The organism is Actinoplanes nipponensis (assembly GCF_016862275.1).
GTDB lineage: Bacteria > Actinomycetota > Actinomycetes > Mycobacteriales > Micromonosporaceae > Actinoplanes > Actinoplanes nipponensis.
Genome location: NZ_BOMQ01000103.1, coordinates 1 through 21316 on the forward strand (window position 1 = coordinate 1; position 21316 = coordinate 21316).

16 protein-coding genes and 1 pseudogene are annotated in these 21316 nt (G+C 73.4%); 10 read left to right on the top strand and 7 right to left on the bottom strand.

Annotation, left to right across the window (positions count from 1 at the left end):
* Positions 1-127 precede the first annotated feature (127 nt).
* Entirely contained in the window at positions 128-1441 is a 1314-nt protein-coding gene (locus Ani05nite_RS39945; RefSeq protein WP_203777289.1) for an alpha-amylase family protein, read from the top strand.
* A 46-nt stretch (positions 1442-1487) separates the two neighbouring features.
* Here the strand turns inward: Ani05nite_RS39945 and Ani05nite_RS39950 are convergent, their stop codons facing one another.
* Positions 1488-1643, bottom strand: coding sequence for a hypothetical protein (locus Ani05nite_RS39950; RefSeq protein ID WP_203777291.1), 156 nt, complete (start codon positions 1641-1643; stop codon positions 1488-1490).
* 83 nt (positions 1644-1726) lie between these two features.
* On the bottom strand, positions 1727-3529 hold the full coding sequence (locus Ani05nite_RS39955; RefSeq protein WP_239131094.1) for a sulfatase-like hydrolase/transferase: 1803 nt from the start codon (positions 3527-3529) through the stop codon (positions 1727-1729).
* Positions 3530-3600: 71 nt separating this feature from the next.
* On the opposite strand from Ani05nite_RS39955, the gene Ani05nite_RS39960 reads away from it, so the two are divergent.
* The 4 genes from Ani05nite_RS39960 to Ani05nite_RS39975 all read left to right on the top strand — a co-directional run bounded on the left by Ani05nite_RS39960 (position 3601) and on the right by Ani05nite_RS39975 (position 8320).
* Positions 3601-3963, top strand: coding sequence for a DNA polymerase ligase N-terminal domain-containing protein (locus Ani05nite_RS39960; protein ID WP_203777293.1), 363 nt, complete (start codon positions 3601-3603; stop codon positions 3961-3963).
* A 127-nt stretch (positions 3964-4090) separates the two neighbouring features.
* Complete coding sequence (locus Ani05nite_RS39965) at positions 4091-6949, top strand: GH92 family glycosyl hydrolase (protein ID WP_203777295.1); 2859 nt, start codon at positions 4091-4093, stop codon at positions 6947-6949.
* Positions 6950-7104: 155 nt separating this feature from the next.
* Positions 7105-7776, top strand: a complete 672-nt coding sequence (locus Ani05nite_RS39970) for a DedA family protein (RefSeq protein WP_203777297.1) — start codon at positions 7105-7107, stop codon at positions 7774-7776.
* A gap of 58 nt (positions 7777-7834) precedes the next feature.
* Complete coding sequence (locus Ani05nite_RS39975; RefSeq protein WP_203777299.1) at positions 7835-8320, top strand: hypothetical protein; 486 nt, start codon at positions 7835-7837, stop codon at positions 8318-8320.
* A 74-nt stretch (positions 8321-8394) separates the two neighbouring features.
* On the opposite strand, the gene Ani05nite_RS39980 is transcribed toward Ani05nite_RS39975, so the two are convergent.
* Positions 8395-9150 carry a hypothetical protein gene (locus Ani05nite_RS39980; protein ID WP_203777301.1) on the bottom strand — a complete coding sequence of 252 codons (756 nt, stop codon included), beginning with the start codon at positions 9148-9150 and terminating at the stop codon, positions 8395-8397.
* 117 nt (positions 9151-9267) lie between these two features.
* Here Ani05nite_RS39980 and Ani05nite_RS39985 point away from each other — a divergent pair, with 117 nt between their 5' ends.
* Genes Ani05nite_RS39985 through Ani05nite_RS40000 form a run of 4 tightly spaced genes read left to right on the top strand, consistent with a single transcriptional unit; the run spans position 9268 to position 13402 of the window.
* Positions 9268-10698 (top strand): flavin-containing monooxygenase, encoded by a 1431-nt coding sequence (locus tag Ani05nite_RS39985; RefSeq protein WP_203777303.1) that lies wholly within the window; start codon positions 9268-9270, stop codon positions 10696-10698.
* Positions 10695-11531, top strand: a complete 837-nt coding sequence (locus tag Ani05nite_RS39990) for an SDR family NAD(P)-dependent oxidoreductase (RefSeq protein WP_239131095.1) — start codon at positions 10695-10697, stop codon at positions 11529-11531. Before Ani05nite_RS39985 ends, Ani05nite_RS39990 begins: the two co-directional genes overlap by 4 nt.
* Before the next feature lie 45 nt (positions 11532-11576).
* Complete coding sequence (locus Ani05nite_RS39995) at positions 11577-12575, top strand: ATP-binding cassette domain-containing protein (protein ID WP_203777305.1); 999 nt, start codon at positions 11577-11579, stop codon at positions 12573-12575.
* The gene (locus tag Ani05nite_RS40000; protein WP_203777307.1) at positions 12572-13402 is read left to right on the top strand and encodes an ABC transporter permease; all 831 of its coding nucleotides are present in this window, start codon (positions 12572-12574) and stop codon (positions 13400-13402) included. The genes Ani05nite_RS39995 and Ani05nite_RS40000 overlap by 4 nt, the downstream gene beginning before the upstream one ends.
* Before the next feature lie 45 nt (positions 13403-13447).
* Here Ani05nite_RS40000 and helR read toward each other — a convergent pair whose 3' ends face one another.
* The 3 genes from helR to Ani05nite_RS42065 form a co-directional block, all read right to left on the bottom strand.
* Positions 13448-15598 (bottom strand): RNA polymerase recycling motor ATPase HelR, encoded by a 2151-nt coding sequence (gene helR, locus Ani05nite_RS40005; protein WP_203777309.1) that lies wholly within the window; start codon positions 15596-15598, stop codon positions 13448-13450.
* A gap of 161 nt (positions 15599-15759) precedes the next feature.
* Positions 15760-16923 (bottom strand): WD40 repeat domain-containing protein, encoded by a 1164-nt coding sequence (locus Ani05nite_RS40010; protein WP_239131096.1) that lies wholly within the window; start codon positions 16921-16923, stop codon positions 15760-15762.
* Between the two features lie 7 nt (positions 16924-16930).
* Entirely contained in the window at positions 16931-19069 is a 2139-nt protein-coding gene (locus tag Ani05nite_RS42065; RefSeq protein WP_275410723.1) for an alkaline phosphatase family protein, read from the bottom strand.
* 267 nt (positions 19070-19336) lie between these two features.
* Here Ani05nite_RS42065 and Ani05nite_RS40020 point away from each other — a divergent pair.
* Positions 19337-20491, top strand: a pseudogene (locus Ani05nite_RS40020) (glycoside hydrolase family 18 protein); the annotation flags it as partial.
* Here Ani05nite_RS40020 and Ani05nite_RS40025 read toward each other — a convergent pair.
* Positions 20488-21270, bottom strand: a complete 783-nt coding sequence (locus Ani05nite_RS40025) for a LamG-like jellyroll fold domain-containing protein (RefSeq protein ID WP_203777313.1) — start codon at positions 21268-21270, stop codon at positions 20488-20490. The pseudogene Ani05nite_RS40020 and the gene Ani05nite_RS40025 overlap by 4 nt on opposite strands.
* Between the last annotated feature and the right edge of the window lie 46 nt (positions 21271-21316).

Here is a 21316-nt window from a genome sequence, read left to right on the forward strand (position 1 = left end):
CACCAAGGCCCTGACGAAGCTGCGCACGCAGCTCGCCAGCGAGACCATCTGAGCAACCCGCAGACTGAACGCCGGCCCGGTTCGGGCCGGCGTTTCTGCGTACCCGTCGACGGTGAGGAGTGCGGCTGTGCGAGAGCCGAATTGGGTCGAACACGCGGTGTGGTGGCAGGTCTATCCGCTCGGGTTCACCGGCGCCTACCCGGAGGGCCGGGAGAACGGCGGGCTGACCCGGATCACCGCCTGGCTCGACTACGCCGTCGAGCTCGGCGCCTCCGGCCTCCTGCTCGGGCCGGTGTTCGCGGCCGAGACGCACGGCTACGACACGACCGACCACCTCCGCATCGACCCGCGCCTGGGCGACGACGCCGCCTTCGACGCGTTGGTCGCCGCCGCGCATGACCGCGGGCTGCGGGTCCTGCTGGACGGCGTGTTCAACCACGTCGGACGCGGACACGCCGCCTTCCAGGACGTGCTCGCCCAGGGCCGGGACGCGCCGACGGCCTCGTGGTTCCGGCTCACCTGGCCCGACGGCGGGGGCGAGCCGGAGTACGCCACCTTCGAGGGACACGGCGCGCTGGTCGGGCTCAACCACGCCGAGCCGGCCGTCGCCGACTACGTGACCGAGGTGATGACGCACTGGCTGCGGCGCGGCGCCGACGGCTGGCGGCTCGACGCCGCCTACGCGGTCCCGGCCGGCTTCTGGGCCACCGTGCTCCCCCGGGTCCGGGCCGAGTTCCCCGGCGCGTACCTGGTCGGCGAGGTCATCCACGGCGACTACGCGCAGTTCGTCGAGCAGTCCACCATGGACTCGGTGACCCAGTACGAGCTGTGGAAAGCGATCTGGAGCGCGCTCAACGCGGCCAACTTCTTCGAGCTGAGCTGGGCGCTGGAACGGCACAACGGCTTCCTGGACACCTTCGTGCCGCAGACCTTCGTCGGCAACCACGACGTGACCCGGCTGGCCAGCAAGCTCACCGACGAGCGGCACGTGCCGCTCGCGCTGGCGCTGCTGTGCACCCTGGGCGGCACGCCGTCCATCTACGCCGGCGACGAGCAGGGCTTCCAGGGCGTCAAGGAGGACCGGGAGCACGGCGACGATGCGGTCCGGCCCGCGTTCCCCGCCGAGCCGGCCGGCCTGGCCCCGTACGGGTGGCCGCTCTACCACCTGCACCAGGAGCTGATCGGGTTGCGCCGGCGGCACCCGTGGCTGCACCACGCCCGGACCGAGCCGGTGCACCTGACCAACGAGCAGTTCGCCTACGCGGCCTCGGACGGCGACCGGCGGCTCATCGTGGCCCTGAGCGTCGGCGCCGGGCCCGCCGAGCTGCCCGTGCCGTACGGGAAATCGGTGTTGCACGGCCGCGCGGAGCTGCGCCGGCCCGGGTCGGCCGGGACCGTCGTGGTGCTGCCCGCCCATGGCTGGGCCGTGCTGGAGGCATGAAAAAGCGCCCGCCGGACGGCGGGCGCTCTTCAAGGACTGGTGCGGATCAGAACCAGACTTTTCGGCCACCGACCGGACGGCCGACGGCGCCCAGGATCCACAGCACGGCGCCCACGACCAGCAGCACGGCACCGATCGTGTAGAGGATCGAGACGTTGAGGAAGATACCCAACAGCAGGAGGATGAGACCGAGGATCAACATGGGGGGCTCCGTTCGTCGGCGGCTTGTCCGCCGGCCCCCTGATACCCAGGCGGCCCGATTCCCAATCACGGCCGGGATCGGGCTCAGCGCTTCGGCGGCGCCAGGACCCGGCTGACGTCGCCCGACGGGCCGAACGTGGTCAGGAACCGGTCGCGGAACTCGTCCATCTTCCACACCGGCGCCTTCGGGTCCGGCTTGATCCCGTCGGTCCAGCCCCAGTCCGCGGTCCTGGCCATCACGCCGCGGTCCTTGGCCAGGATGGTGATCGGCACGTCGCGGCTGGCGCCGTCGCCCACGACCATCGGGGACGGCTGGTGGTCGCCGAGGAAGACCATCACGGTGTTCTGGTCGCCGTAGAGCTCCAACCAGGAGACCAGGGTGGTCAGCGTGTACTGGATCGAGCGGGCGTACTCGTGCCGCAGCTTGACCGGGTCCCGCCAGACCGCCTTGACCTTCTTGCCGTCCTGCTGGATCTGCTTGTAGACCGACCCGTCGCCGACGTCGTCCCAGTCGATGAACTGCGGCAGCGGCGCCCACGGCGTGTGGCTGGAGACCAGCGGCATCTCGACGAACATCGGGTCGTGCGCCGGGCCGTGCACGTTCTTCTGGAACCAGCTCAGGGTGTACTGGTCCGGCTGCGGCGCCCAGCTGAAGGCCGGGCCCTGGTAGCCGGTGTTGCGGGAGTCGTAGACCTTGTCGTAGCCGTAGAAGTTGCCCTCCGGCCAGGCCCGGGTGGCGCCCGGCATGACACTCATGGTGTCGAAGCCGGCCCGCTTGAAGGCGCTGGTCAGGGTCAGCCGGTTGCTCGAGGTCAGGTTGCGGTAGCGGTTCTGCTTGTCGATCCAGAGCCCGCTCAGCAGCGTGGAGTGGGCCAGCCAGCTGCCGCCGCCGGCCGTGGGCGAGCCCAGCCAGCCGCTGCGGGTCACGTAGCCGGCCTTCTTCAGCGTCGCCGTGCCCTCGGCCAGCACCTCCGTGGTGCCCGGGTTGAGCACCGGGTCCTCGATCGCCGACCGGCCGTAGCTCTCCACGAAGAAGACCATGACGTCCTTGCCCCGCAGGCCGGTGAGCAGCTGGTCACCGGGGGTGCCGGCGAACGCGTCGGTGGCGGCGAGCCGCTCGAACGCCTTCTCGTCCCGCAGGCCGGCCTTGACCATGCCGGCCCGGTCCCAGACGTAGGTCGCCGAGCTGCGGGCGGCCACCGGGATGCTGTTGAAGGTCTGCGCGCCCAGCAGGAGCAGCACCACCCACACGGCCGTGCCGGTCAGGGCGGTGCCGTAGCCGGCGCGGCGGTGCCGGTCGGCGACCTTGGTGATCCGGATCGCGGCCAGGCTCAGCAGGGTCAGGACCGCCAGCACGAGAACGATCACGCCGATCAGTGCGCCGATCGCGCCGGCCCGGCCGGCCGAGTCCTCGAGGAAGGACTGGGCGTCGTCGAGCAGCACCCAGTCCAGGACCGGGTCGAACGGGCGCGACAGGGTCGCGTGGAAGCCCATGTCGGTGATCTTCTCGATGGTGATCAGCGCGAGACCGGCGCCCAGGATGCCCGCGGCGATCCGCTTCCACCGCCCGGGCAGCAGCAGGACGAGCCCGATGGCCACGAAACCCTCGATCGGGAGCCGCAGGTAGGTGCCGGGGCGCTCCAGCCGGCTCAGCACGTTCGGCAGGATCAGCGCGGCGAAGACCAGCAGGACGGCCGACACGGTCAGCGCATGGCCCGCGACCTGCCGCAGGCGACCGCGTTGACCGGCCGGTTCGGCCTCGATCGGCTCGGCGCCGGCCGTCGCCTCCGGCTCCGCGGTGGCCGCGGGCGCCGTGGTCTCCGGCGCCTCCGGCTGCGGAGCACGACGAAAACGAACAGCGAGTGCTTCACGTACCGAACCAGACAAAACTTGGCCCTCCTCCGGGACATCCCGAAGAGGGGAACGGATCTCGGCCGGATGTAGTTCAATCGGTGCCCATGGACGCCGCGCCCGGACCAGCCTTCGTCCTGCACGACCACCGCAAGCCGCGCCCCCATTTCGACCTGCGGCTGGAGCAGGACGGGGTGCTGCGGTCCTGGGCCCTGCCCCGCGGGCTGCCCACCGACCCGGCCCGCAACCGGCTGGCCATCGCGGTGCCGGATCACGCCCTGGACCACCTCACCTACACCGACGCCGACAAGTTCATCGCGGACATCGGCTGGTGGCAGGAGGAGGACAGCAACGAGCGGCGCCTGCTGTTCACGCTGCACGGCCGCGTTGCCGCGCGCCGGTACGCCCTGATCCACACCGACGGCACGAGCTGGCTGGCCCACCTGACCAAGGACCAGCCGGCGGCCTGACGCGGGGCTGTCCACAGGTTGTCCACAGGCCCCGAGGAATCGCGCGGGCGGGTTGACACATCGGATGTGATCGATACAGGCTGACCTCCGACAGGGTTATGACATCGATGTCAGCAGGGGGCTGCGCATGCTCGGATCCCGTACCGTGGCCGTGCTCGCCGGGGTGGTCCTGACCGTGCCGATCGGCGCGTCGGCCCAGGCGGCGCCGCCACCACCACTGATCGCGGAGCCCGCGGCGTACGTGAACCCGTTCATCGGCACCACCAACCTCGGCAACACCTATCCCGGCGCGGTCACGCCGTTCGGCATGCTCGCCTGGAGCCCGCAGACCTCGCGCGGCAACCAGCTCGCCACCCCCGCCCCGGGCGGCTACCAGTACACGGCGACCCGGATCCGGGGACTGAGCCTGACCCATCTCAGCGGGGTCGGCTGCTCCGGCGCGAACGGCGACATCCCGGTCCTGCCTCACGTCGGGGAGATCACCGGCTCGCCGACGGCCGACGCCACGGACGCGATCTTCGCCAGCACGTTCTCGCACGCCAACGAGGCCGCCCAGCCCGGCTGGTACAAGGTCGGCCTGGACAGCGGCGCCGGCGCGGAGCTCACCGTGACCCCGCGGACCGGGTTCGGCACGTTCACCTTCCCGGCCGACCGGCCGGCGTCGCTGCTGTTCCGCACCTCGATGTCGGAGACCGGCAGCGAGGCAGCCACCGTGCACATCGACCCGGCCACCCGGACGGTGAGCGGCTCGGTGCGCGCCGGCAACTTCTGCGGCCCGCAGAGCACGAACAACTCGCACGCGTACTACACGCTGCACTTCACCGCGCACCTCGACCAGCCCTTCGCCGCCACCGGCACCTGGACGGACACCACTCTGCAGCCGGGCGGCACCGACGCCGCCGGCGGCAGCGGCTACAGCAGCACCGGGCGGCCCAACCCCGGCCGGGGCTCCGGCGGCTACGTGACCTTCGCCCCGGGCACGACCAGCGTCGGCATGCGGGTGGCGATCTCGTACGTGAGCCTGGCCGGCGCCGAGGCCAACCTCGCCGCCGAGTCACCCGCGCGGCTGAGCTTCGCGGCGATCCGGGCCGCGGCCCGCAGCGCGTGGTCGCGGCGGCTCAAGAAGATCGGCATCGGTGGCGGCACCCCGGACCAGCAGACCACGTTCTACACCGCGCTCTACCACGCGATGCTCGAACCGACGCTGACCAGCGACGTGGACGGCCGGTACCACGGCGCCGACGACGCCGTCCACACGCTGTCCCCCGGCCAGCAGGCGCAGTACGGCACCTTCTCCGGCTGGGACGTCTACCGCGCCCAGGTGCAGCTGCTGGCGCTGCTGGACCCGAGGATGGCCAGTGACTTCGCGCAGTCGCTGTACACGTACGCCACCCAGCGTGACGGCGAGTGGGACCGCTGGCTGCTGCAGCACGGCAAGACGGCGGTGATGTCCGGCGACCCGTCGGCGGCCGCGGTGGCCGGCATGTACGCCTTCGGGGCCCGCGACTTCGACGTGCGGGGCGCGTACGAGTCGCTGGTGCGGGCGGCGACCGTACCGAGCGCGAACGACTCGAGCGACGCGGGCTGCAACGTCGAGTGCGTCGGGCAGCGGCCGTCGCTCGACAAGTACCTGACGCTGGGTTACATACCGGCCGACGACTGTCACTGCTGGGGCGGCGCGGCCGAGACCCTGGAGGACGCCGCAGCCGACTACGGGATCGCCCAGCTGGCCGGGGCGCTGGGCGACGACGCCCGGCGCCGCGAGTTCCTGGCCCGCTCGCACAACTGGCGCCACGTCTTCGACCCGGCCGCGCGGGCCGACCCGGGCCTGGCCCACAGCATCCGCGAGCGGATCACCGAGGTCACCGCGAGCGCCGACAACCCGCCCGGCGAGGCGAAGGGCCGGGCCTTCGACGGCGACAAGGGGACCAAGTGGCTGGCCTTCGCGGCCACCGGCTGGGTGCAGGCCCGCACGGCGGCCCCGGTGACCGTCGAGAAGTACGCGCTGACCTCGGCGAACGACGTGCCGGCGCGGGACCCGCGGGACTGGCGGCTGCAGGGCTCGGCGGACGGCAGCACCTGGACCACCCTCGACACGCGGACCGGGCAGGGCTTCACCGGGCGCGGCCAGACGCTGGAGTTCACGGTGGCCGACCCGCGGCCGTACAGCTATCACCGGCTCTCGGTGGACGCCAACGGCGGCGCCCCGATCGTGCAGCTGGCCGAGCTGGAGCTGGCCGACCCGGCCGTGCCCACCCCGGTGCCCGCCGACGGCGGGGCCGTGGGCTGGATGCGCGACCGCTACGCCGACGGGCACTGGGCCGAAGGATTCAGCCCGTCGACCGGCGCCGGCTTCGTCGAGGGCAGCAGCGCGCAGTACACCTGGATGGTCTACTCCGACGTGGTCGGCCTGGCCGCGGCGATGGGCGGGAACGAGGCGGCGGCCGAGCGGCTGGACGCGTTCTTCCGCAACCCGGACGGCACCTTCGACCTGGGCGCCACCCGCAGCACCCGGTTCGACGCCACCAACGAGCCCGACATCCAGACGCCGTACCTCTACAACTATCTGGGCGCCGCCTACAAGACTCAGGAGACGGTCCGGGCGATCATCGACGGCCGGTGGGGCAACTCCACGGGCGGCATCCCAGGCAACGACGACGCGGGCACGATGAGCGCCTGGTACGTCTTCTCCGCCCTGGGCCTCTACCCGACCGTGCCCACCCGGGCGGAGCTGATCCTCACCAGCCCGCTGTTCCCCCGGGCGGAGGTCCGGCTGGCCAACGGGCGGCAGCTGAAAATCACGGCGCCACGGGCGGATGACAAGTCAATCTACGTGCGGGAACTGACGGTCAACGGGAAAACGGCCACCCGGGGATGGCTGCCCGCGTCCACCCTCGCCGACGGCGCCGCGCTCACCTGGACGTTGGCCCCCACACCCAGCCTGACCTGGGGCAGCAGCCCGGAGGACACGCCACCGCAGAACTAGTTGCGGCCCGGTTGTATTACTGGTGCGAGCAGGACGCGGGGTGCCCCGACGAGGGATCGTCAGGGGCACCCCCACGTTTGCGATCCGCGCGGGTGGATACCGTTGGGGCCGGGGTCGCCAGGCCCCGCCAGCGACGACGGGAGACTGCTCAGCCCATGCCCCCCGCCGACGACCTGCCCAGCTTCCTGCACAGCGTGGCGCCCATCCTCGACCGCTGGGGCTATCTGGCCGTGGCCGGCGTCATCGGCGTGGAGAGCTTCGGCGTCCCGGCGCCCGGTCAGACGATCATGGTCGCCGCGGCGATCTACTCGAGCTGGGGCCGGCTGGACATCTTCGCCGTCGCCGCCATCTCGTTCATCGCCGCCGTGCTCGGCGACAACGTCGGCTACTGGATCGGGGTCCGCGGCGGCCGCCGGGCCGTGCACCGGTTCGGCAAGTACATCTTCATCACGCCGGCCCGCCTCGAACGAGCCGAGAAGTTCTTCGCCCGCCGGGGCAACCGGATCGTCGTGGTGGCCCGCTTCATCGACGGCCTGCGCCAGCTCAACGGCGTGATCGCCGGCATCACGGCGATGCCCTGGCGCACCTTCCTGATCTACAACGCGATCGGCGCGGCGCTCTGGGTGGGCTGGTGGTGCACGATCTCGTACCTGCTGGGCACCCACCTGGTCGAGATCATCGACCAGCTGCACCGGTACAAGTTCTGGGCGATCGGGGTGGGCGTCATCGCGGTCGGCGCGTACGTCTGGCTGCACATGCGGCACATCCGGCGGCGCCGGGCCCGCGAGGCCGCCGGCCCGGTCACCGCCGAAGACGCCCCGGCCTGACGATTGCCGGGCGCCCGTCCGGGTACGTCGGAGGGAAGACCGGATGGGAGTGATAGCTGTGACCACGACCGCCCGACCGCTGGACCGTCGCCGTGACAAGGCCGGCGCCGCCGATGCCGCTGCCACCAGGGCCGAGGCCGCGGTGAGCGACATCGACCACCAGCTCGAGACCATCGCCCACCTCACCGAACAACAGCGGCAGGCCCTGCACCGGGCCGCCGAGGAGAGGGACCGGCTCAAGCGGTCGCTCAAGGCCGCCGCCAAGCGCCGCGCGGAGCTGGCCAAGGAACGCAAGAAGGCCGTCGCGAAGGCGGCGCGGGCCCGCACCCGGGCCAAGGCCGCCGAGAGCAAGTACGACCGGGAAGTGCTGGCCGATCTGGTCCGCCGCGAGAAGGAGAAGGACCGCGCGGGTTCCACGGCCGCCCGGGCGCCGCGGCGGTCCGCCGCGGCCGACCCGCCGCCGGAGCAACCGGACGAGGGCACCCAGACGGCGCGGCGCACGGCCGCCCGCAAGACCGCGAAGGCCGCGCGCCTGATCCGCTGACCTCTTTTTCCGGTACGCGGAACAGCGTCGCCGACCGCAGGACCGGCGTACCGGCCCCGACGGGTCGGCGCCGGTCAGGTGCCGGTGACCGCGCCGCCCTGCCCCGTGCCGCCCTGCCCCGTGTCGCCCTGGGTCATGCCGTCCGGAAAGCCACCGCCCGGCTGGGTGCCGCCCGGCTCGCCGGTGGTGGCCAGGTCGGTGTCGATCACGGTCGTCGCCGTCGCGGTGTCGCCCGAGACGCTCGCCACTACCCGGACGGTGTGCCCAGCCCGCACGTCGGCGATCCGGTCGGCGCCGTTGTCGACCGTGGTCGCGCTGCCGACCACGTACGTCCCACTGAAGCCGTCCGCGCTCTTGACGGTGATCGCGCCCGGGCTGACCTCGGACACCGTGCCGGTCTGAGTTTGCTGGGTGACGTAGTTGCCGCTGCCGTCCGACACCACGTACGTGCCGTGCAGCGCTGCCGCCGTACCGCCGCCACCACCGGGACCGCCACCCCGGCCGCCGCCGGGACCCGGACCGCCCGCGAAGCCCGGCCCGGCCGCGCCGGCCGGTCCGCTCGCCGCCGCGGCCCCGCCACCGTCGTCCGCGCCGGCCACCGCCGCGGTGATCCCGGCCGTCGCCGCCACCGCCGCGACGACGATCCCGGCCACCACGAGCTTCGCCCGGTGCCGGTTGGCGCCGGGCGGCGGGTCCCCGTTGTCACCGGCGCCGGCGGACAGCGGCGGCGTCCACTCGGGCGGGCCGCCGGGCGCGAGGGCCGGCGGATGCGCGGCCACCGGATACACGTCGATCACCGTGCGGTCGTCGGCGCGGTCGTGAACAGTCATCGGTACGGGTCTCCCTCTGCTGAACGGGTCCTGTCAGCAGCGTGACCACGCGGGCTGTGGCCGGGCTGTGCGTGCGTCAGGAGCCCGGTGTGGACCGCCGGGCCGGATAATCGGCGGATGAGCGAGCACAGGGACGTCCTGGTCATCGGCGCGGGCCTGTCCGGGATCGGCGCGGCCTACCGGTTGCAGACCGAGTGCCCGGGGCGCAGCTACGCCATCCTCGAGGGACGCGAGTCCAGCGGCGGGACGTGGGACCTGTTCCGTTATCCCGGCGTCCGCTCCGACTCCGACATGTTCACCCTGGGCTATCCGTTCCGGCCGTGGCGGCAGCCGACGTCGATCGCCACCGGGGAGACCATCCTCGAATACCTGCGCGACACCGCCGCCGCGTACGGCATCGACGACCACATCCACTACGGCCGGCGGGTGGTCAGCGCGTCCTGGTCGACGGCCACGGCCCGCTGGACGGTACGCACCGCCACCGGCGAGGAGTGGACGTGCTCGTTCCTCTACCTCTGCACCGGCTACTACCGCTACGAGAGCGGCTACGAGGCCGAGTTCCCGGGCCGGGAGAGCTTCACCGGCGAGGTCGTGCACCCGCAGCGCTGGCCGGCGGCGCTCGACTACGCGGGTCGGCGGGTGGTGGTGATCGGCAGCGGGGCGACCGCCGTGACGCTGGTGCCCGCGCTGGCCGAGCGGGCCGCCCACGTGACGATGCTCCAGCGCTCCCCCAGCTACCTGCTCTCCGTGCCCGCCCGCGAGGACGCGGCCCGCCGGGTCGGCCCGCACGTGGTCCGGGCCCGCAACGTGGTGCTGACCTGGGGTCTCTACCAGGCGTCGCGGCGCTGGCCGGGGCGGGTGTCCCAGCTGCTGCGCGACGGGGTGGCCAAGCAGCTGCCCCCGGAGGTGCCGGTGGATCCGCACTTCCGGCCCCGCTACGACCCGTGGGACCAGCGGCTCTGCGTCGTGCCGGACGGCGACTTCTTCGCCGCGATGCGCGCCGGGCGGGCGTCGGTGGTCACGGCGACGATCGACGCGTTCACCCCGGACGGCATCCGGCTGACCGACGGCCGGCAGCTCGACGCCGACGTGATCGTCACCGCCACCGGGCTGACCATGGTGGCGTTCGGCGAGATCGCGCTGAGCGTCGACGGGCGGCCGGCCCGCTCCGCCGACCTGCACGTCTACAAGGGAATGATGTTCGACGGGGTGCCCAACCTGGCCTGGTGCGTCGGCTACACCAACGCCTCCTGGACCCTGCGCGCCGACCTCACCTCCTCGTACGTCTGCCGGCTGCTCAACTATCTGGACCGGCACCGGATCGACGTCGCCACCCCGCGGCTGCCCGCGTCGGCGCACGACACCGGCGAGCCGTTGATGAACCTCTCCTCCGGCTACGTCCGGCGGGCCGCCGCGGTGCTGCCCCGGCAGAGCGACCGCCGCCGGTGGCGGATGCTCAACAACTATCTGCTCGATCTGCCCCGGATGCGACTGAGCCGGATCGACGACGGTGACATGATGTTCGCCCGGACCAGGTTGGGAGAATGATCGTGGAACGTTTCGCCTTCGCCGGGCGTACGTGTGTCGTCACCGGCGCCGCCAGCGGCATCGGGGCCGCGCTCACCCTCGACCTGGCCCGGCGCCGGGCCGGGCTGGCGCTGGTCGATCGCGACGCCGAGGGCCTGGAGCGGGTCGCCGCCCTGGCCCGCGAGCTGGGCGCCCAGGACGTCAGCACGCACGTGCTGGACCTCTCCGACGGCGGCGACCGGCTCGACCTGGCGGCCGCGGTCGCGGAGCGCCACGGCGGCGCCGACCTGCTGGTCAACAACGCCGGGGTGGCCCTGAGCGGCACGTTCGAGCAGGTCAGCATGAAGGACTTCGACTGGCTGCTGGAGATCAACCTGCACGCCGTGATCCGCACGACCAAGGCTTTCCTGCCGCAGCTGCTGAGCCGCCCCGGCGCCCACGTGGTGAACATCTCCAGCCTCTTCGGCCTGGTCGCGCCCCCGACCCAGGTCGCCTACGTGACCAGCAAGTACGGCGTCCGCGGCTTCTCCGAGGCGCTGCGGCACGAGCTGGCCGGCCGGGTCGGGGTGACGGTGGTGCACCCCGGGGGCGTCCGGACCAACATCGCCACCAACGCCCGGCTCAGCGGGCCGGACCTGGACGGCAAGCAGGCCGCGCAGAACGCCGAGTTCACCCGCAAGGCGCTGACCCTGCCGCCCGAGGAGGCGGCCCGGCAGATCGTGGCGGCCGTCCGGGACCGCAAGCCCCGCCTGGTGATCACCCGGGTGGCCAAGCTGGCCGACGTGCTGGCCCGGGTCGCGCCCGGCCGGTACTGGAGCATCATCCAGCGTCAGCTCGACAAGCGCGGCATGTAGGCGCCGTGTCGGTGCCGTGTCAGCGGCCGCGCGCATCGTGGGGGCATGACAGCTGAACTGGTGATCGAGGCCGAGGGCCTCGTCAAGCACTTCGGGTCGACGAAGGCCCTGCAGGGCGTCGACCTCGCCGTGCCCCGGGGGACCGTGCTCGGCGTTCTCGGCCCCAACGGCGCGGGCAAGACCACCGCCGTCCGCATCCTCTCCACCCTGCTCACCCCCGACGCCGGCCACGCCCGGATCTCCGGCTTCGACGTGGTCCGCGACGCCGAGCGGGTCCGCCAGGTGATCGGCCTGACCGGCCAGTACGCCTCGGTCGACGAGGACCTGACCGGCCGGCAGAACCTGGAGCTGTTCGGCACGCTGCTCGACCTGGGCCGGGCCGGCGCCCGCCGGCGGGCCGCCGAGCTGCTCGAGTGGTTCGACCTGACCGACGCGGCCGGGCGGCAGGCCAAGACCTACTCCGGCGGCATGCGCCGGCGCCTCGACCTGGCCGCGAGCCTGGTCGGCTCGCCCGACGTGATCTTCCTGGACGAGCCGACGACCGGCCTGGACCCGGCCAAGCGCGAGGACATGTGGGACGTGGTCCGCTCGCTGGTCACCGCCGGCTCGACGGTGCTGCTGACCACCCAGTACCTGGAGGAGGCGGACGCGCTGGCCGACGAGATCACGGTGATCGACCACGGCCGGGTCATCGCGCACGACACCCCCGAGGGACTCAAGCGGGTGGTCGGCGGTCAGACCCTCTCGGTGCGCCCCGCCGACCCGGCCCAGCTCCCGCTCACCGCGGCCATCCTCGCCGAGGTGTCGGCCGGCGCCGAGGCCGACGAGATCCGCAAGGGCATGCTGGCCGTCCCGGTCGCCGACGACACGGCGATGACCGAGGCCGTCGCCCGGCTCGCCGCCGCCGGGGTCGCGGTCACCGAGCTGGCCCTGCACCTGCCCAGCCTCGACGAGGTCTTCTTCACCCTCACCGGTCGCACCGCGTCCGACGACGACACGACCACCACCACCACCACCACGATCAAGGAAGAGGTGGCGGCATGACCACGACGCTCAGCACGCCCCGGACCAGCCACCCGGTGATGCCGGCGGCGGTGACCCCGAACCCGCGACCGTTCCGCCTCCTGCGGCACTCCCTCGCGCTCGCCAAACGCAGCCTGATCAAGACGGCCCGGACGCCCGAGGCGCTCATCGACGTCACGCTCCAACCGGTGCTGTTCCTGATCATCTTCGTCTACGTGTTCGGCGGCGCGGTCGCCGGCTCCACCCACGACTACCTGCAGTTCCTGCTGCCCGGCATCCTCGCCCAGACCATCGCGACCGGCTGCATCGCGATCGGCGTCAACCTCAACACCGACCTGGCCAAGGGCATCTTCGACCGCTTCCGCTCGCTGCCCGTGCCCCGGTCGGCGCCGCTGCTCGGCGCGGTCCTCGGCGACATCGTCCGGTACGTCATCGTCACGCTCTCCACCCTGGCCATCGGCTACGTGATGGGCTTCCGGATCACCACCGACCCGCTGAGCGCGGTGGCCGGCTGCGCGCTGGCGGTGCTGTTCGCGCTGTGCCTGAGCTGGCTGCCGGTCTACGTGTCGATGAAGGTCCGCACCCCGGGCGCGGTCCAGGGCCTGATGTTCGCGCTGATCATGCCGCTGAGCTTCGCGTCCAACGTGTTCGTGGGAACCAGCACGCTGCCCGGCTGGATGCAGGGCTTCGTCGACGTCAACCCGCTGACCCACCTGGTCGGGGCGGTACGGGGACTGTTCCTTGGCTCGCCGCTCGGCAACCACGTGTGGTGGACGCTGGCCTGGTGTGCCGGCTTCGTGGTGGTGTTCATGCCGCTGGCGCTGCGGGCGTACCGGAAGAAGGTCTAGCGGATCGAGCCGCCGCGTCCCCCCGGGCGCGGCGCTCGGTCGCCTTCACGCCGTGGTGAGAATGACCAGCTGCTGGGTCGCCCGGGTCATCGCGACGTAGCGGTCCACCGCCCCCTCGATGCCCGCGCCGAAGGACTGCGGGTCGACCAGCACGACCAGGTCGAACTCCAGCCCCTTGGCCAGTTCCGGGGTCAGCGACCGCACGCGGGGCGACGCGGGGAACGACGGGTCGCCGATCACGCAGGCGATCCCCTCGGCGGGCCCGGCCAGCCAGGCGTCGACGACGGCGCCCAGCTCCGCGGTGGATCCGTGGTGGACCGGCACGCCGCTGCTCCGCACGGACAGCGGCACGTTGGCGTCCGGCAGCACGGCCCGGATCACCGGCTCCGCCTCGGCCATGACCTCCGCCGGCGTCCGGTAGTTGATGCTCAGCGAGGCGAGCGCGATCCGGTCGAGCCCGATCCGCTGCAGCCGTTCGCGCCACGACTCGGTGAACCCGTGCCGGGCCTGCGCGCGGTCCCCGACGATGGTGAGGCTGCGGGACGGGCAGCGCTGCAGCACCATCTGCCACTCGGCGTCGGTCAGCTCCTGCGCCTCGTCCACGACGACGTGCGCGAACGGGCCGGCGAGCAGGTCCGGGTCGGCGCCGGGCAGGGCGGCCTCGTCGACCAGGGCGTCCTGCAGGTCCAGCTGGCGCAGGCTGGACAGCACGCCCTCACCGTCGTCGTACGCGTGCGCCTCGATCAGGTCGTCGACGACGGTGGCCATCCGCTCGCGCTCGGTGGCGAGCACGGCATCGCGCCGGCGGTTGCGCCGCGACGCCTCCGGGTCACCGAGCCGGCGGCGGGCCGCGTCCAGCAGCGGCAGGTCGGACACCGTCCAGGCCCGGGGGTCGCCACGCTGGAGGCGGCGGACGTCGTCGCGGCTGAGCCGGGGAGCGCACCGGCGCAGATAGGCGGGCACCGACCACAGGTCGCCGACGAGGTCGGCCGCTTCGAGCAGCGGCCACGCGCGCTGGAAGGCGCTGCGCAGCTCCCGGTTCTCCAGCAGCGACCGGCGGACCAGGCTCTCCGGTTCGTCGCCGTCGTACTTGGCCAGCAGGATCGTCAGCAGTTCGGCCCAGACCTCGTCGCGCGCCTCGTTGTGCGGCGTACCGGGTCCGGGCGCCCCGAACGCCTCGGCCCAGTCCTCGGCGCTCAGCCGGATGTCGGTGTCGCCCGCCGGCACGGTCATCGGTTGCGCCGGCGGCTCCTCGTAGAACGCGACGGCCGCCTCGATGGCGCGGACCAGATCGGCCGACGACTTCAGCCGGGCCACCTCCGGGTCGGTCTCCACCGTCGCCGTGGCCCCCTCGGCGACCAGGTCGCGCAGGGTGCAGGTCTGCACGTCCTCCTCGCCGAGGCTGGGCAGCACGTCGCCGACGTAGGCCAGGTACGGCTCGTGCGGGCCGATGAACAGCACGCCACCCCGGCGGTGCCCGAGGCGCGGGTCGGAGTAGAGCAGGTACGCGGTGCGGTGCAGGGCGACGACGGTCTTGCCCGTACCGGGGCCGCCGTCGACGACCAGGGCCCCGGCCGAACCGGCCCGGATGATGGCGTCCTGGTCGGCCTGGATGGTGCCGAGCACGTCGCGCATCCGGGCCGAGCGGTGGCCGCCCAGGCTGGCGATGAAGGCGGAGTCGTCGTCGAGGGCCGCCCCGGCGTAGCCGTCCGGGTCGAACACCTCGTCCCAGTAGTCGCTGACCAGGCCGCCGGTCCAGCGGTACCGGCGGCGGCTCACCAGCCCCATCGGGTTGGCGTGGGTCGCGCCGAAGAACGGCTCCGCCGCCGGGGACCGCCAGTCGAGCAGCAGCCTGCGGCCGGTGCGGTCGGTGAGGCCGAACCGGCCCACGTACACCGGCTCCGGGTCGTCCGCGCGGACCATGCGCCCGAGGCACAGGTCCAGGCTGAACCGGCTGAGCCCGCGCAGGCGGGCGGCCAGCCGGCGCACCTCCAGGTCCCGGTCGACCGCCTGCCGGCCCTTGCCGGCCGGGGCCCGGCGCTCGGCGTCGAGGCGGTCGGACAGGTCCGCGGTCACCTGCGCCAGGCTCTCGGCGATGGCCGCGAAGTGCCGCTCGTCGACCGCGATCAGCGCCGGGCCGGCCTTGTGGGCGAGCCGGGCGGGCAGGGCGAACGCGCTGGTGGCCCGGGCGCTCATGCGGGACCGCCCGGCGAGTTCTCTGTTGACAAAAACCTACGCACTTCGCAGATCACCCATTTCCGCAGCTTCCGGCCTCGGGCGATGATTCTGCGCCGGCACCCGGGTCTTGCCACAAGCCCCCGGGTCCGATATACGTTAAAAAGGGAGAACGTTAGCGGCTAGAAGAACGCGAGACGCTTGCGGTTCTGGCCGTTGATCGTGGTGAAGTCGCCGCCCGCGGCGATCCCCATCCGGGCGCGGTCCACCGCCAGCGCGCGTACGCCGATCACGCCGTTCGCCCGCGGGGCCCACGAGGTCAGCCCGCCGCGCCGGTCGATCGCGGCCAGCTTGACCCGGTCGACCGCGCCGTCGGTGCAGGCGCCCTGGCTGCCGTTGCGGTTGGTCAGGCAGGCCCGGTCGAAGTGCCCGCCGACGTAGACGATCCCGCCCAGCGCGGCGACGGCCACCGTGTCGCCGTCGAAGGTCCTCCGCCAGCGGGCCGCGCCGGCGGAGGAGTACGCCAGGACCTTGCCGCCCTGCCCGCCGGTGGCCGCGTAGACGCCGTTCGGGTCGGTGGCGAGCGCGTTGACCTGCGCCGGCGCGTTGGGCCGGAAGGTGCTGAGGACCCGGCCGCTGGTCGCGGAGAGGGCGGCGATCCGCAGCGTGCCGGCGGCCCCGTTGACCTTGTGGAACGCGCCGCCGGCGTAGAGCCGGGAGCCGGACAGCGCCAGCGCGTGCACCGAGTCGTCGGCGCCGGCCCGCCAGGTGCGGTCGAGGCGGCCCCCGGCCAGGGCGAACGCCGCCAGGTTGGGCCGGGGCACGCCGTCGACCGAGGCGAAGCTGCCGGCCACGTACAGCCGGCCGTGACCGGCCGCGAGGGCGTACGGCGCCCCGGTCACCACGTGCGAGAAGGTGCCCACCGCGCCGGTGGTGGCGTCGATCCGGGCCAGCGCGTCACGCCGCAGGCCCGAGACCCGGTGGAAGTCACCGCCGGCGTAGACGGCGGACCCGCTGACCGCCAGGGCCCGGACGGTGGCGTCGGCGGCCGGCGACCAGCTCAGCAGCGTCCCGGACGACACGTCGAACGCCGCCAGCCGCTGCCGGTCGTAGCTGCGCCCGCCCCAGCCCACGCTGGTGAAGGACCCGCCGACGTAGACAGTGCTGCCGCGGTACGCGACCGCGTACACGGAGCCGTTGAACAGCGGGGCCTTTCCCGGGCCGGCGCTCACCGCCGGCGCCGGGGCCGCCCCGGAGACGAGGGCGACGGCGGCGGCCACGCCGGCGGTCAGCAGACGGCGGGACGAGGTGCGCAGCGAATCACGCGCGAACTGGAAGAAGAGCACATCCGGGTTAACCGTCCCGGCTGGGGGAAAGTCGCGCCGCGGCGCCGTCGCGCTCCGCGCCGGGCCGGCTCAGGCCGGCCAGCCGCAGCGGTTCGCCCGCGCCCAGCTCGACGTGGGCGGCCGGCCGGCTGCGCAGCCCGAGCCCCGCCAACCACTCGACCAGCTGCCGGTGCACCGCGTCCGGCCCGACCAGGTCGCCCTGGGTGATCTGCCACTCGGCCGGGTGCACGAGCATCGCCTCGGTCTGCCAGCCGCCCAGCCCGCCGTGCGAGCCGACCAGCTCCTCGAACGCCGCCACCTCGTCGGTGACCGGATCGACCGAGCTGATCAGGACGAGATCGCCGATGTGGGCCGCCTCCTGGTGCCGCAACAGATCCGCCCGGGCGTGCGGCCCGTACGGCAGCAGCGGGTCCACCCCGTGCACCGCGCCCTCGACCAGCCGGTGGCTGCCGGCGGCCCCGATCGCCACCGGCCCGTCGTCGTCGACGACCACCAGCCCGACCCCCGGGTGCCCGGCGAGACCGGGGATGAGCTGCGGATACTCCCGGTCGATGGCGGCCCGGTCGAGCCGGCCGGGGAACCGGGTCAGATAGATCAGGGCCAGGTTGCCGGACGAGACGACCAGCAGCGGCGCCACCGGGGACGGCGGGAAGCCGGGCTCCGCGGTGGCCTCGGCCGGGGTCGTGGGCGCGTCGGCCGGGTCCGGGGCGGAGTAGCGCTCGACCGCCTGCGTCAGGGTCTCGCCGTGCCGCTGCCGGAAGGTGGCGCCCTGGCTCTGGCCGTGGTCGGAGAGCACCACGATCCGGTACGGCCGGGCCGCCTCGGGCGCCAGCCGTTCGATCACGCCGAGCATCCTGTCCAGGCTCTCCAGCTGCCGCATCGACTCCGGCCGGGCCGGGCCGGCGTGGTGCGCCACCTCGTCGTAGTCGACCAGGTCGCAGTAGACGGCCGGGGCGCCGCGGGCCATCTGCTCGGCGACCAGCGAGATGTTGACGTCCCGCAGCAGCATGGAGGCCGGCCGCAGGGCGAGGAACGCCCCCGAGCGGCTGACCCGGGGTTGCAGGTTGCGCCGGCGCTGGAGCCGGGCCTGGTGCAGCTCGGTGAGGACCTCGCCGACCCCGAGCACCAGCGCCCGGGTGAAGCCGAAGGGGCTGGCCATGAACGCCGCCCAGCCGCGGGCCGAGCGGCCGGGCAGCGCGGCGTGGCTGACGGTGAGCAGGCTGATCGCGGCGTCCCCGGAGAAGGCGTTGCCGATGCTGACGCCGCCGTCGCGCAGCAGCCCGCGGCCGTCGGAGAGCCGTGGCTCGATCATCGCCGCGTCCCGGGGCCGGTTCGACACCATCAGCCGGCCGGTCGCCTTCTCGTACCAGCGGAAGGCCGGGATCTGGCCGGAGGCGCCGTGCAGGATGCCGGCCTGCGCGGCGGGGGTGGTCGAGGGCAGCCCGGTGTGCCAGCCGCGCATGGCGTGCGTGCCGGTCCGCAGCCAGCGCCCGATGGTCGGCAGGTTGCCCGCGCGGACCGCCCAGCGCAGCACCGGCTCGCTGACCCCGTCGAGCTGCACCATCAGCAGCCCCGGCTCGGTGCCCTGACGCGGACGGCGCAGCGTGAGCAGCCGGCCGCCGCCGTGGCGGGCCTGACGCCGCCGGATGCCGCGCATGAGCCGGCGGGCCTCCTTGACGAAGGTGTCCTCGGTACCGCTGTCGGCCATCCAGTCGAGGATCGCCGCGCAGACCACCGCCAGCAGGGCCGCGATGCCCACCGTGGGCCAGCCGCTGAGCCGCTTCGACGGATCCAGCTGCAGCGCCACCGCCATCACGATGACCTGGGCGGTGACGCCGAGCAGCATCGCTCCCCAGCCGCCCAGCGCGACCACGCCGGCCAGCAGCAGGGGGCGCAGCACCGCGCCGACGGCCGCGACCAGCAGCACCAGGCCCAGGGTGTCGATCACGTCAGTGGCGCGTACGCCGGGCATCAGCCACAGCGTGAAGGTCAGCACCACGAAGGTGGTGACCGCGCTGCGGATGACCGCCCGGCTGCGGTCGACGACCCGGGGCCAGGCGAACAGGGCACGCAGCTCGGCCCGGCGGTTGCGGGCGCCCGGCAGCCGCGCGGGATCGCGCGGGCTGCCCCCTGTGCTTACGGCCACCCGAAAACGATCGCACAGCGGGTGCGACTCCGGCCGCCCCGCGTCGCGAACGCCACTCACCCGGAGGCCCGGAACCCCGGTCCCGGCAGGCCGCGGACGACGGGGGGTGTCACACGATCGAGGACTACCCGATCGGGTTAGCGGCCGGGCCGTCGCCCTCGCCGCCGCGATAGGTTCGGGTCTCGGCGAGGGACTGGGGAGGCCCGCATGCGGGTCGTACCCGTCGTCCTGGCAGCCGCGCTGCTGCTGACCGGCGCCTGCGACGGGCCGGCCCGGAAGACGTCCGCGCCGTCGCCCCCGGCCGGCGCGACGGCGCAGCGGGTGGTCGGCTACTTCACCGACTGGGGCGTCTACGGTCGCAACTTCCAGGTCCGCAACGTCGAGGCCAGCGGCGCCGCGGCCCGCCTCACTCACCTGAACTACGCCTTCGGCAAGGTCGCCGACGGCGGCTGCGCGACCGGCGACAAGTGGGCCGACCACGAGAAGCCGGTCGCCGCGGCGGACAGCGTCGACGGGGTCGCGGACACCCCGGGCCGGGGGCTGCGCGGCAACTTCGGTCAGCTGCGCAAGCTCAAGGCCCGGCATCCGGGGCTCAAGGTGCTGTGGTCCTTCGGCGGCTGGACCGGCTCGAAGGGCTTCACCGCGGCGGCCGGCGACCCGCGCGCCTTCGCCCGCTCGTGCCGTGCGCTGCTCACCGATCCCCGCTGGGCGGACGTCTTCGACGGCATCGACCTGGACTGGGAGTATCCGAACGCCTGCGGGCTGGTCTGCGACTCCAGCGGGCGGGAGGCGCTCCCGGCGCTGGTCACGGCGCTGCGCGCGGAGCTGGGGCCGGCGCGGCTGATCACCGTCGCGGTCTCGGGTGACCTCGCCAAGCTGACGGCCACCGACTACGCCGCCGTGGCGCGCGACGCCGACTGGCTCAACGCCATGACCTACGACTTCTTCGGCACCGGGACGGGTACGGGGCCGACCGCGCCGCATTCGCCGCTGACGGCGTACCCGGGCATCCCGCGCGCCACCGCGACCACCGACGCCGCGATCAGCAAGCTGGTGGAGCTGGGGGTCCCGGCCCGGCAGGTGCTGCTCGGCGTCGGTTTCTACGGCCGCGGTTGGGCCGGGGTCGGCACCGCGGCCCCGGGCGGCCGGGGCACCGGGCCGGCGCCGGGCAGCTACGAGCCGGGCCTGGAGGACTACGCGGTGCTGCGCGAGACCTGCCCGCCGACCGGGACGGTCGGCGGGACGGCCTACGCGCTCTGCCGCGGCCAGTGGTGGGGCTACGACACCCCGGAGACGGTCCGGGCCAAGATGGCGTACGCGCGCAGCCGGGGTCTCGGCGGCGCGTTCGCCTGGGAGCTCTCGGGGGACACCGACGACGCCCAGCTGATCGGCGCGATGGCCGCCGTCCTGCGCTCCCCCTAGCCCACCCGCACCCACACGTCGTCGAGGGTGCCCTGGAACTGGTCGTTGTCCGAATAGGCGCCCTTGCCGCCGATGCTGAGCGGCCGGTCGTTGGCCACCGACAGGCCGGGCTGGATCGCCCGGTTGCCCCGCACCGCGCCGTCCACCAGCACCGTCAGCGCCCTCGCGGTCCGCCGGCACTCCACCGTGTGCCAGGTGCCGTCGGCGACCGAGACCGTGCTGGTGATCAGCTTGATGCCGGGCCGGGCGCCGACCAGCACGCAGCTGGCCCGGCCGGCGGCGCCGTCCACCTGGAGCTTGTACTGGCTGCTGGTGGCGGAGTAGCCCTTCTGCACGACGTTCTGGCCCTTGCTGGTCTGGCTGGGCGAGAGCAGGACCTTGGCGCCGTACGAGATCGGCCTGGTGCCCGGGTTGAGGTTCGGGGCGCTGGGGCTCTGCAACGCGGCGTGCGGGCATCTGCGCCCGGTCAGGCACTTGCCGGGGAAGCGCAGGGCGTGGCCGATGCCGTGCCGCACCGCGCTGACCGTGCCGCCGTTGCGGGTGACCAGGCGCAGGGTGTGGCCCTTGCCGGACTCGTCGGCGATCGGCGTGGGCCGGCCGCCGTCGAAGCCGTACCGCGCCACCAGGGTCCACCCGGCGGTCACGCGGGACGCCGGTGCCGCGCCGACGACCGCGGCGGAGGGCGTGCTGACCTGCTCATGAGCCGAGGCCGGATCCGCGACGGAGCCGGCGAGCAGGCCGGCCAGCACCGCGGGGACGACGAGAGAACGAGATCGCATGCCCGAATTATTACTTGTAGACCGTTTGTCGGGTCACGCAACCACC

Coding starts and splice junctions, on each gene's coding strand:
- Ani05nite_RS39950 (WP_203777291.1), bottom strand. CDS start 1,643: ATGTTGATCCTCGGTCTCATCCTCCTGCTGTTGGGTATCTTCCTCAAC.
- Ani05nite_RS39960 (WP_203777293.1), top strand. CDS start 3,601: ATGGACGCCGCGCCCGGACCAGCCTTCGTCCTGCACGACCACCGCAAG.
- Ani05nite_RS39965 (WP_203777295.1), top strand. CDS start 4,091: ATGCTCGGATCCCGTACCGTGGCCGTGCTCGCCGGGGTGGTCCTGACC.
- Ani05nite_RS39970 (WP_203777297.1), top strand. CDS start 7,105: ATGCCCCCCGCCGACGACCTGCCCAGCTTCCTGCACAGCGTGGCGCCC.
- Ani05nite_RS39980 (WP_203777301.1), bottom strand. CDS start 9,150: ATGACTGTTCACGACCGCGCCGACGACCGCACGGTGATCGACGTGTAT.
- Ani05nite_RS39985 (WP_203777303.1), top strand. CDS start 9,268: ATGAGCGAGCACAGGGACGTCCTGGTCATCGGCGCGGGCCTGTCCGGG.
- Ani05nite_RS39990 (WP_239131095.1), top strand. CDS start 10,695: ATGATCGTGGAACGTTTCGCCTTCGCCGGGCGTACGTGTGTCGTCACC.
- Ani05nite_RS39995 (WP_203777305.1), top strand. CDS start 11,577: ATGACAGCTGAACTGGTGATCGAGGCCGAGGGCCTCGTCAAGCACTTC.
- Ani05nite_RS40000 (WP_203777307.1), top strand. CDS start 12,572: ATGACCACGACGCTCAGCACGCCCCGGACCAGCCACCCGGTGATGCCG.
- helR (WP_203777309.1), bottom strand. CDS start 15,598: ATGAGCGCCCGGGCCACCAGCGCGTTCGCCCTGCCCGCCCGGCTCGCC.
- Ani05nite_RS40025 (WP_203777313.1), bottom strand. CDS start 21,270: ATGCGATCTCGTTCTCTCGTCGTCCCCGCGGTGCTGGCCGGCCTGCTC.